Origin of the sequence: Halomonas colorata (assembly GCF_014897985.1) — a bacterium.
GTDB classification, from domain to species: domain Bacteria; phylum Pseudomonadota; class Gammaproteobacteria; order Pseudomonadales; family Halomonadaceae; genus Vreelandella; species Vreelandella colorata.
In genome coordinates, this window is record NZ_JABUZA010000051.1 from 19,433 (window position 1) to 29,977 (window position 10,545).

At 55.6% G+C, this 10,545-nt stretch carries 7 protein-coding genes and 1 pseudogene; 2 read left to right on the plus strand and 6 right to left on the minus strand.

From position 1 onward, the window contains the following. Nucleotides 1–10 precede the first annotated feature (10 nt). Genes fdhD through INT33_RS18470 form a run of 4 tightly spaced genes read right to left on the minus strand, consistent with a single transcriptional unit; the run spans nucleotide 11 to nucleotide 5,791 of the window. Nucleotides 11–859: a formate dehydrogenase accessory sulfurtransferase FdhD gene (fdhD, locus tag INT33_RS18455; protein WP_193092670.1), complete on the minus strand. Its 849-nt coding sequence runs from the start codon at nucleotides 857–859 to the stop codon at nucleotides 11–13. After that, complete coding sequence (gene fdhF / locus INT33_RS18460) at nucleotides 856–3,747, minus strand: formate dehydrogenase subunit alpha (protein ID WP_193092671.1); 2,892 nt, start codon at nucleotides 3,745–3,747, stop codon at nucleotides 856–858. The genes fdhD and fdhF overlap by 4 nt, the downstream gene beginning before the upstream one ends. Then, nucleotides 3,744–5,300, minus strand: coding sequence for a formate dehydrogenase beta subunit (locus INT33_RS18465; protein WP_193092672.1), 1,557 nt, complete (start codon nucleotides 5,298–5,300; stop codon nucleotides 3,744–3,746). The genes fdhF and INT33_RS18465 overlap by 4 nt, the downstream gene beginning before the upstream one ends. Continuing rightward, complete coding sequence (locus INT33_RS18470; RefSeq protein ID WP_193092673.1) at nucleotides 5,297–5,791, minus strand: formate dehydrogenase subunit gamma; 495 nt, start codon at nucleotides 5,789–5,791, stop codon at nucleotides 5,297–5,299. The genes INT33_RS18465 and INT33_RS18470 overlap by 4 nt, the downstream gene beginning before the upstream one ends. 393 nt (nucleotides 5,792–6,184) lie before the next feature. On the opposite strand from INT33_RS18470, the gene INT33_RS21475 reads away from it, so the two are divergent. Next, nucleotides 6,185–6,628, plus strand: coding sequence for a substrate-binding domain-containing protein (locus INT33_RS21475; RefSeq protein WP_319643941.1), 444 nt, complete (start codon nucleotides 6,185–6,187; stop codon nucleotides 6,626–6,628). A 728-nt stretch (nucleotides 6,629–7,356) separates the two neighbouring features. Here the strand turns inward: INT33_RS21475 and INT33_RS18480 are convergent. Continuing rightward, a pseudogene (locus INT33_RS18480) lies at nucleotides 7,357–8,297 on the minus strand (IS481 family transposase). Nucleotides 8,298–8,721: 424 nt separating this feature from the next. On the opposite strand from INT33_RS18480, the gene INT33_RS18485 reads away from it, so the two are divergent. After that, on the plus strand, nucleotides 8,722–9,930 hold the full coding sequence (locus INT33_RS18485) for a M24 family metallopeptidase (protein WP_193092674.1): 1,209 nt from the start codon (nucleotides 8,722–8,724) through the stop codon (nucleotides 9,928–9,930). Between the two features lie 52 nt (nucleotides 9,931–9,982). Here the strand turns inward: INT33_RS18485 and INT33_RS18490 are convergent. Continuing rightward, on the minus strand, nucleotides 9,983–10,545 hold a 563-nt coding region (locus tag INT33_RS18490; protein WP_264298946.1), incomplete at its 5' end, for a LysR substrate-binding domain-containing protein.

A 10,545-nucleotide genomic window follows, 5' to 3' on the forward strand; every position in this document is an offset into this window, starting at 1 on the left:
GCGTGTCTCCTTAATATTGAGCCATAGCGGCCGCTACAGGGCGGTGGTAGATCAAATGGCGGCCGGGGCGAGCAAAACCCGCCAGCAGGAGGCCCGACGTACGCGCCTGCTCTACCGCCAGGGCCGTTGCGGCAGAAACGGCGACTAGCGCGCCAATCCCTGCACTAGCGCACTTGTGCACCATTTCATAGCTGGCACGGCTGGAAACCAGCACAAAGCCTTCAGCAAACGTCGTTGCATCGCGGGCAAGCGAGCCGATCAGTTTATCTAAGGCGTTATGACGGCCCACATCCTCGCGCACCCGCTGAATGCGTCCATGTAAATCACACCAGGCAGCACCGTGTACGGCGCCTGTCGCCGCCTTTAACGGCTGGTGATCGGCAAGCTCCCCCAGAGCCTGCTGAATGGCCGCGTCATCGAGATGCGGCGCAGTTACGGCGGGAATAGGCCGAATAGCATGCTCCAGCGCTTCGGTGCCGCATAGCCCGCAGCCGGTGCGTCCGGTCAGGCTACGCCGACGCTGCTTAAGTTCTGCCAGCCGCTGGCTGGCGATAGTCAGGTAAACTGCCAGACCCTGGGCCTCCTCACGAAGCTCCAGGTCATAGCATTCGTGGGGATGAGCCAGAATGCCCTCAGTAAGGCTAAACCCCAGGGCCAAATCTTCAAGATCGGTGGGGCTTGCCATCATCACTGCATGGGAAATGTCGTTATAAACCAGTGCCACCGGCACTTCCTGGGCCAGGGTGTCTTCCTGAATATCGGCGAACCAGCCAGTCGCGCTCTTACGCACCTCAACCGGCTGGCGCGCCAGAGCGGCAGCCGGTTGGGATGGCGTGCCGCCTTGGCGGTCTGCGCTCATGGCGCCTCCTGTTGTGCCTTCGCCAGATAACCACGCTGGGCCTGATCAAAGGCGTTAAAACGCTGTTGCCAGGCGGAGGGTTGGCTGACTCTTTCTACCTGTACGGCGGTCACCTTATATTCCGGACAGTTGGTGGCCCAGTCTGAGTTATCGGTAGTGATAACGTTGGCGCCGCTGCCGGGATGATGGAAGGTAGTGTAAACCACGCCCGGCTGCATGCGCTCGCTCAGCCGTGCGCGCAGCACCGTTTGGCCCGAGCGACTGGTAATCCCCAGCCAGTCGCCGTCGCGTACGCCACGTACCTCGGCGTCAGAAGGGTGTAGTTCCAGAACATCTTCGTTGTGCCAGTGCTGGTTGTCGGTGCGTCGGGTTTGGGCACCTACGTTGTATTGGCTGAGTATTCGCCCGGTGGTCAACAGCAGCGGGAAACGACGATTGGTGCGCTCCTCGGTAGCCACGTACTCGGTAATCGCAAAGCGTCCCAGGCCGATGGGGAAGTTGAACTCGTGCATGGTCGGCATTCCCTCTGGATGCTCGGCATTACACGGCCACTGTAGACTGCCGTACTCTTCAAGTTTTTCGTAGCTTACCCCGGTAAAGCTCGGCGTTAGACTCGCGATCTCATCCATAATCTCGGACGGATGGACGTAGTTCATGGGATAGCCCAGCGCATTAGCCAGGTCCTGAGTAATTTCCCAATCCTGCTTGCCAGCCACTGGCGGCATAACCTTGCGCACCCGGTTGATACGCCGCTCGGCATTGGTAAAGGTGCCATTTTTTTCTAGGAAGCTTGAACCTGGCAGCAGCACATGGGCGAACTTGGCCGTCTCGTTCAAGAAGATATCCTGAACGATCAGGCAGTCCAACGAGCGCAGCGCCGCTTCAACGTGCTGAGTGTTGGGGTCAGACTGGGCGATATCCTCGCCCTGCACGTAGAGCGCCTTGAAGGTGCCTTCAATGGCAGCATCGAACATGTTAGGAATGCGCAGCCCCGGCTCATCGTCGAGTTTAACGCCCCATACGGCTTCAAAACGGCCTCGGGCAATTGGGTCGGCCACGTGCTGGTAGCCCGGCAGTTCGTGAGGGAAAGAGCCCATGTCGCACGAACCTTGCACGTTATTCTGGCCACGCAGCGGGTTCACACCCACGCCTTCGCGGCCGATATTACCGGTAGCCATGGCCAGGTTGGCGATCCCCATCACCATAGTGGAGCCCTGGCTGTGCTCGGTTACACCCAGGCCGTAGTAGATAGCGCCGTTGCCGGCGGTGGCGTAGGTACGCGCTGCCTGGCGCACGGCTTCAGCAGGCACTCCGGTAATGGCCTCGCTGGCTTCGGGGGAGTGGCGTGGGTCGGCAATAAACTCGCGCCAGCTCTGGTAGGCCTCAGTGTCGCAACGCTTGGTCACGAACGCTTTGTCCTCAAGCCCTTCAGTGATGACCACGTGGCCCAGCGCGTTGACCAGCGCCACGTTGGTGCCCGGGCGCAGCGGCAGATGCTGGGCCTCGCCCAAGTGCGGGGTTTTGAGCAGGTCGATATAGCGTGGATCGGCGACGATCAGCTTCGCACCTTGGCGCAAGCGTTTGCGCATCAGCGAGCCAAACACTGGGTGGGCGTCGGTGGGATTAGCGCCAATGACGATAATCGCGTCAGACTTCATCACCGAGTCAAAGGTCTGGGTGCCCGCCGATTCGCCCAGCGTGGTCTTCAGGCCATAGCCGGTGGGGGAGTGACAGACCCGTGCGCAGGTATCAGTGTTGTTGTTGCCAAACGCCGCGCGAATTAGCTTCTGTACTAGGTAGGTCTCTTCGTTGGTACAGCGCGACGAGGTAATACCCCCGATGCTCTCGCGGCCATGCTCGGCCTGAATCGCTTTCAAGCGGCTGGCGGCAAAGCCAATGGCCTCTTCCCAACTGGCCTCGCGCCAGGGCTGGTCGATGCTCTCGCGGATCATGGGGGTGGTCAGGCGGTCCGGGTGCGATGCGTAGCCGAACGCAAAGCGCCCCTTCACGCAGGAGTGGCCGTGGTTAGCATCACCTCCCTTGTAGGGCACCATGCGCACCAGCTTATCGCCCTTCATCTGGGCTTCAAACGAGCAGCCCACGCCGCAATAGGCACAGGTGGTAACTACGCTGCGATCAGGTACGCCGTGATCGATCACGCTGTTTTCCATCAGCGTGGCGGTTGGGCAGGCCTGTACGCAGGCGCCGCAGGAAACGCAGTCCGAGTCCATGAATGCCTCGTCTTGCCCTGCCGATACCTTGGAGTCAAACCCACGGCCGTCGATGGTCAGCGCAAAGGTACCCTGTACTTCTTCACAGGCGCGTACGCAGCGCGAGCAAACGATGCACTTGCTGGGATCGAAGCTGAAGTAGGGGTTGGATTCGTCTTTGACGGATTCAAGGTGGTTCTCGCCCTCGAACCCATAGCGCACTTCGCGAAGCCCCACGCTACCCGCCATGTCCTGCAGCTCGCAATCGCCGTTGGTAGGGCAGGTCAAGCAGTCCAGCGGGTGGTCGGAGATGTAAAGCTCCATCACGTTGCGGCGCAGTTTGGCCAGCCGCTCGTTCTGGGTGGTCACCTTCATACCTTCAGCCACGGGCGTCGTACAGGAGGCTGGCATACCGCGGCGTCCCTCTACCTGCACGGCGCACAGCCGACAGGAGCCAAACGGCTCTAGACTGTCGGTGGCGCACAGCTTGGGAATATTGATATCCGCCAATGCCGCGGCGCGCAGCACCGAGGTGCCTTCCGGCACGCTGATGGTAATGCCGTCGATTTCCAGGTTTACCAGTGCGGTGCCAAGCGACTGAACCGGGAAGGGCGTGCCCAGATCTTTATCGTGAGCGGTGTTTCTGGCGTACTGTTTAGGATCAAAGTGTCCGATCATGATCTGTCTCCGTTCGCTGCCCGCTGAAAATCGTCAGGGAAGTATTTGAGCGCGCTTTGCACCGGGAAGGGGGTCATGCCGCCCATGGCGCAGAGCGAGCCATCCACCATCGTTTCGCAGAGGTCATGGAGCAGGGCGAGGTTAGCCTCGCGGTTATGGTCGGTGCGGATGCGGTCAATCACTTCCACACCACGGGTCGAACCGATACGGCAAGGCGTACACTTGCCGCAGGATTCCACCTTACAGAACTCCATCGAGAAGCGCGCCTGTTCGGCCATGTCTACGCTCTCGTCAAACATCACCACGCCGCCGTGGCCCAGCACGGCGCTTTCCGCGGCAAAGGCTTCATAGTCCAGCGGCAAATCCCACTGAGATTCTGGCAGGTAGGCGCCTAAGGGGCCACCCACCTGCACGGCACGCAGCGGTTTGCCGCTTAGCGTGCCGCCGCCGAACTCCTCCATCAGGGTGCGCAGAGTGGTACCAAAAGCCAGTTCCACCAATCCGCCGCGCTGAACGTTGCCCGCTAGCTGAAGTGCTAGCGTACCTCGCGAGCGCCCCATGCCGTGGGTAGCATAGGCCTCGGCGCCTTCAGCAAGAATAAACGGCACGGCGGCCAGCGAAAGCACGTTGTTGACTACCGTCGGGCGGCCAAATAGCCCTTCAATGGCGGGCAATGGCGGCTTGAAGCGTACCAGGCCGCGTTTACCCTCCAGGCTTTCAAGCAAGGAGGTCTCTTCCCCACAGATATACGCGCCGGCACCCAGGCGCACTTCTAGATGAAAGGCGCGGCCGCTGCCCAGCAAGTTATCACCTAGATAACCGGCTTGCTCGGCGCGGGCGATGGCCTCGTCAAGAATCTCCTTGGCGAGTGGGTATTCTGAGCGCAGATAGATATAGCCTTGGGTCGCTTTTACTGCGAGCCCGGCAATTGCCATACCTTCGATCAGCATGTAGGGGTCGCACTCCATTACCAATCGGTCGGCAAAGGTGCCGGAGTCGCCTTCGTCGGCGTTGCAGACGATGTATTTTTGATCGGCTGGCGTGTCGAGCACCGTCTGCCACTTGATGCCGGTAGGGAACGCCGCGCCGCCGCGCCCACGCAGGCCCGAGGCTTTCACTTCCTCGACGATATCTTGTGGCTCGCGCGTAAGCGCAGCTTCAAGGCCGCAAAAACCAGTGTGGGCGCGGTAGTCATCGATCGATAGCGGATCAGTGATGCCGATACGCGCAAAGGTCAGGCGCTGCTGACGGGCGAGGTAGTCGATCTCTTCTGTTGGCCCAAGCGCAAGTGAATGGGTAACGCTACCTTGTAGCAGGCCGCTTTCAAGTAGGGCGGATACATCGTTAGGCGTCACCGGGCCATAGGCGAAGCGGCCGGTCGGTGTTTCCACCTCGACCAGCGGTTCAAGCCAAGAAAGCCCACGCGAGCCATTACGCACCAGGGTGATTGATTCGCCACGGGCGGTGGCTTCTCTTGCCAGCCGGTTAGCGACGGCATCGGCGCCCAGTGCCAGTGCCGTGGTATCACGGGGTACAAAAACGCGAATGCTCATCCCATTACCTCCAGAGGGCGGGTTTGCAGCTCATCCACCAGTGCGTCGAAGGCCTCAGGCGTGACTCGCCCGCGTACGCTGTCGTTAACACGGATGGACGGCCCGCAGGCACAGTTGCCTAAGCAGTACACCGCCTCAAGCGTAATTTCCTGGTCGCTGGTGGTCTGATGGTAATCGACCCCCAAACGCGCCTTGGCATGGCTTTCGAGCTGGCGTGCGCCCACCGCCTGGCACGCTTCTGCGCGGCAGATTTGCACCACGTTACGGCCCGGTGGCGTGGTCCGAAAATGGTGATAGAAGCTGATAACACCGTGCACTTCTGCGCGAGTTTGCTGCAGCGACTCGGCGATAAGAGGGACGGCATCTGGAGGAATAAAGCCAAAGCGGTCCTGGAGGGCATGAAGAATCGGCAACAAAGCGCCTGGTTTGTGATGAAGTGCGTTGATCTCAGTCTGGATCGACTGCAACGACCATTCTTGAGACTTATTCATCATGTCTCTCCTGGTGCTGATTGTTTTTATATATATGCACGCTCATGCTTATTTGGTTTGGCTGTTAAAAAGGCGTGCACCACGGTCTATGCCACGCTAGCATTAAGCTGGCAGCAGAAAAATATGAAAAATTATACCAATTAAGCAAATCACCAAAATTCCCACGAGATGCTTGTGTGAAGAGGCAGGTAATCAGTTGGATTTACAGTTACTTCACCTACTCTGTGGCGGTGTATTGGCGAGGTAAATTAACGCATGCGGCAGCGGATGGGGGTGTCTCATACCGGCACGCATAGAACTTATTGCGCCACAGCGGCTAATTTTTTGGCGGGCCGCTGGTCGAGTTGCAGCGTGGGCGGGGGCGCCGCTTGCGCTACTGGGCGAAAAGCTGCTGTGGGCCGAGCAGCGCGCCATCGCCCGTTGGGGCCACAGTTGGAAAGCCTGGGGTCTGAACTCAATCTCGCCATTCAACAGCAGCAGCAGGGGGCGCTATCGGTTTTGCGTCTACATGCCAGTCTAGGCTTTGCCGTTAAACTACTCCCTAAGCATCTGCAAGAAATACCGCTGGATTTACAGTACTATAGCCCGCAGGAGTCATTGGCAGCGCTCAATCGAGGCAGTTGCGATGTGGCGGGCTTTCACCTGCCGCGTGGTGCTGTGAGCGAGCGCATTCGCGATACGTACCAAGGCCTTTTAAAGCCTTGCGAGCACCGGGTGATTGGCTTTATCGCCAGAACCCAGGGGCTAATGGTCGCGCCGGGCAACCCGCTAGGCATCACCGGCGTAGAATCGCTTATTAATAGGGCCGTACGTTTCGTAAACCACCAGGCATTGTAGGCACGCGTTCGCTGCTGGCCTGCTACCACCGCTCCCTGAAAGAACTTAAGTTACAGGCATTTCTGAATGTGCTGAGCGGCGACGCTTTTCAACAAGCTGTGCAAGGGCTGCCAGGATATAGCCCGAGCCGGTGCGGAGAGGTGATTGAGTGATCAAAGTTAGCCATTGAGACAGTAATAGGAGCATGAGCCGAGTCCGAATTATAAACAAAGAGCCCTATTTGCCAAGGGCAAGAAGGTTGTCACTGAGGTGGTTATATCCGATAAGAGGGCCTATATCTCAATAAGGAAACGAGACGTTATATAGCTAATTCGACATAAACTTAACTGAGCCCGCCTGTTTCAACTAGGATGAGATACGGATTATATCCTTTGTTATACCAGTTCACGATTCTCTTCACGTGCATGAAGGCGCTAGCAAGGCTCCTTGTCATGATTTAAGAAAGCGGCGTACTAACTGATTGCTTGGTGTACAAATCCATGTTCGTAGTCGCTATCGTAGACGCTGCTGGCATATTGATCATAATTGCCTACGCGTTCCCGAGTTCCCTTTCCGTTGCTAAGTCAAAACGAGGCTGCTTGCTAGCGAGACTCATAACGATATATGCCAATGTGCTGGTGCCGTATACAGTGAGTGAAGCCAACAGTACGGTATAGTTCCGTAAAAAAACGGTCGCAAAGATGAACATCGCGGCCAGCCTGCAGGGCATCCCAAAAAGCCAAATGCCATCAAGTCAATAATAACGCCGCCATTGATGTTTGCGAGGTGTATGGTCTCGGGAAGTAGTAGTCTGGATCATGATAGAATCTGCTTGGTTCATCCTGCCATCTTTCGAGTATAAATCCGATCGGTGTTCTGCCTACAAGGAGCGTAGCGCCCGGGCACTGTTGTAGGCCCACAGGTAGTTCTTCAGGTGAGCGGCAAGCTCGTCCAGCGTGGCGTAATAGAAGCTGTGGGTGGTGGCATCCTTGAGGGTTCGATTTATCCGCTCCACCTGACCGTTGGTCCACGGCTGGAAGGGCGGGTCAGGTGATGCTCGATTCCGCATTCACGGCAGACCACATCGAATCGATGATGCTTGTAAGCTTCAGTACCGCGTCGTTTGGCGAACTGCACGCTGTTGTCAGTCAGCACACGTATGTACCCGGTAAGGCAGCAGTTGCACGGTATCTTCAAGGAACGCGGCGGCCTGGTCGCGGTTGGCCGTCTGGTAAAGCCTGGTATGGACGAACTTCGAGGTGCGATCGACGGCCACGAACAGGTAGGCCCGGCCTTCGCCGGGGCGGACTTCACATATATCGAGATGCAGATAGCCGATGGGATATGTCCTGAACGCCTGTCCTTTCGCCCGGGGCTCGGTCTTGCGTGGCAGCTGACTGATGTCGTGGCGCTGGTAAAGACGATGCAGGCTGGAGCGGCTCAGGTGCGGGATAAAACGCTAAAGCGCAAACAGGCAGTCATCCAGCGGCAGGCGGGTGGACCGGCGAAAAGTGACGGTCGCCGCCTCTTCTACCTTCGTTAGGGAGGATGTGCGGGGTGCCTTTGGCCTCATTCTTTCGTCCTCGACAGACGCCCGGCTGCGCCACTTGCGTACGGTTTTGGGGTTAATGCCATAGCGTCGGCTCAACGCCGCGACCTAATTCGTCAATCGCTGTATGTCTTCTCGGATAGCGTGCGTGGTCGTGGCGCGTTAATGAAGTACTTGAGCCATGGGTCCTCCACGGACAAGGGTTCATACCATAAACCATTACACTCCGTGACCCTACACCTAGAAACTCAAAAAACAGGTCGCTTCCTGTCCTGGTAAGCGAAATTAGCTCGAAACGAGCGATGCAAAAAATCAACATGGCCTCCAATTCAGAAGTGGTGAATACCCTCTTGTGAATGACGTTAAATGTTCAATGTGAGGAGGACTGGAAAAAATATAAAAAGCTATTTCTTTTATCAATCTTGATATTTGTACTAGTCATTGGCCGTTTGCGGCATTCGCGATCATAGTCGATTTACCAACGGGTAACCGCAGGTCATGGCTATAGATAATTTAAAGCTATGAAAAATAAAGTAAATCTTGGGCTAACGAGGAATAAAAAATTATGCAACTTCCTTCATTGATCGAAATTCCTAACGGCGAAAAAGTTATTCCGACTTTTTCCGACGTTGAAATGCGCGGGCGCCTAGAGAAGTTGAGAAAATATATGGCAAAGAATAACCTCGATGCCGTGATTTTAACTTCTTACCATAACATTAATTATTATAGTGACTTTGTTTATTGTAAGTTTGGTCGTGACTATGGCTTGGTGATAACCCAAGAAAAATTTACAACTGTCACCGCTAATATCGATGGAGGTCAGCCCTATCGTCGTAATCGGCTGGGCGACAATATCGTCTATACCGATTGGCAAAAGGATAATTTCTTTAAAGCTATCAAGCAGCTTTGTGAGGGTAAGCAGCGTATCGGAGTGGAGTATGATCACCTGACTCTGCAGAATCAGCGGAAACTGAAAGATGCACTGGGCAACGTGGAGTTCACCGATATCGGCGTGCCTACCATGCAAATGCGAATGATCAAGTCTGCAGAAGAAATCGCACTGATCCGCCAAGGCGCTCGAGTGGCCGACGTAGGTGGCGTGGCGGTGCGCAACGCTATCGTTGCTGGTGTGCCGGAATACGAAGTGACTCTAGCGGGCCAACAAGCAATGGTGCGAGAAATTGCCAAGACTTACCCTAATAGCGAGCTGATGGATACGTGGGTATGGTTTCAGTCCGGCATCAATACCGATGGCGCTCACAACCCAGTGACCAGCCGCAAGGTGCAATCCGGCGATATTCTGAGCCTGAACACTTTCTCGATGATCTCTGGCTATTACACGGCGCTCGAACGTACCCTGTTCTGCGATTACGCTTCCGACGAGCATCTACGGTTATGGGAAGTGAATTGCGAGGTACATCGCCGCGGTCAGGAGCTAATCAAGCCGGGCGCCCGCTGCAGTGATATTGCCCACGAGCTCAATGAGATCTTCGCCCGGCATGACCTACTCAAGTTCCGCACTTTCGGTTACGGCCACTCCTTCGGCACGTTAAGCCACTATTATGGGCGTGAGGCGGGCCTCGAGTTACGCGAAGATATCGATACGGTGCTTGAGCCGGGCATGGTGGTTTCCATGGAACCTATGATCATGGTGCCGGAAGGTCAGGCGGGTGCTGGCGGCTATCGCGAACACGATATCCTGGTAGTGAAAGAGAGCGGCGCGGACAATATTACCGGCTTCCCCTATGGCCCAGAGCACAACATCATCAAATAAGTTGATCGGTAAGAAAGGGGGAGTTTGAATTCCCCCTTCTTTCATCCTGGATTCATGATTCAATTTTTTCTAAATTTTCTATACCTGAACGTAGAAACTCTACAACTCTTTGCGCAGCAGCACTTATTTCAGTTTGTTTATAGTATAAGCCAATGCAAACAGTGCCGAGCTGAGGAAGCATAGAGGTTGTCGAGGTGGCTCTTAATCTGCTCGGAACCATGGAGCCTGCCATCACGGTAATGCCAAGTCCTGCTTCGACTGCGGATAAAAGCCCCAATAAGCTTGTGCTGGTGTAAGCGGTTTTGTAAGGGATTTTATGAGTAGTCAGTAAGTTTTCGGTTATGCCGCGGTAGACACAACCTTGAGGGTAAGTAATTAATGAAATTCCTTCTTTTTCAGTAATTTGATAGTCATGTGCCATTACCCAGTTTAATTGCTCGATACGATAATCTTTTTTGTCTCTCTTATTTTCTTGGTTTGAATTCTCCATTATGAGTATTATGTCATAAAAATTTTGTTGGTATCTTTGTCTTATAACTGAATCGCCCCGGGTTTCGTAGACACCTCTAGGCCTTATACTAAAGGTACCTAGGAGGATCCATGAGCCGTCCCCGT

Excerpts from the sequence above, each read along its gene's own strand:
- fdhD (WP_193092670.1), bottom strand. The coding sequence starts at position 859 with ATGAGCGCAGACCGCCAAGGCGGCACGCCATCCCAACCGGCTGCCGCT.
- fdhF (WP_193092671.1), bottom strand. The coding sequence starts at position 3,747 with ATGATCGGACACTTTGATCCTAAACAGTACGCCAGAAACACCGCTCAC.
- INT33_RS18465 (WP_193092672.1), bottom strand. The coding sequence starts at position 5,300 with ATGAGCATTCGCGTTTTTGTACCCCGTGATACCACGGCACTGGCACTG.
- INT33_RS18470 (WP_193092673.1), bottom strand. The coding sequence starts at position 5,791 with ATGAATAAGTCTCAAGAATGGTCGTTGCAGTCGATCCAGACTGAGATC.
- INT33_RS18485 (WP_193092674.1), top strand. The coding sequence starts at position 8,722 with ATGCAACTTCCTTCATTGATCGAAATTCCTAACGGCGAAAAAGTTATT.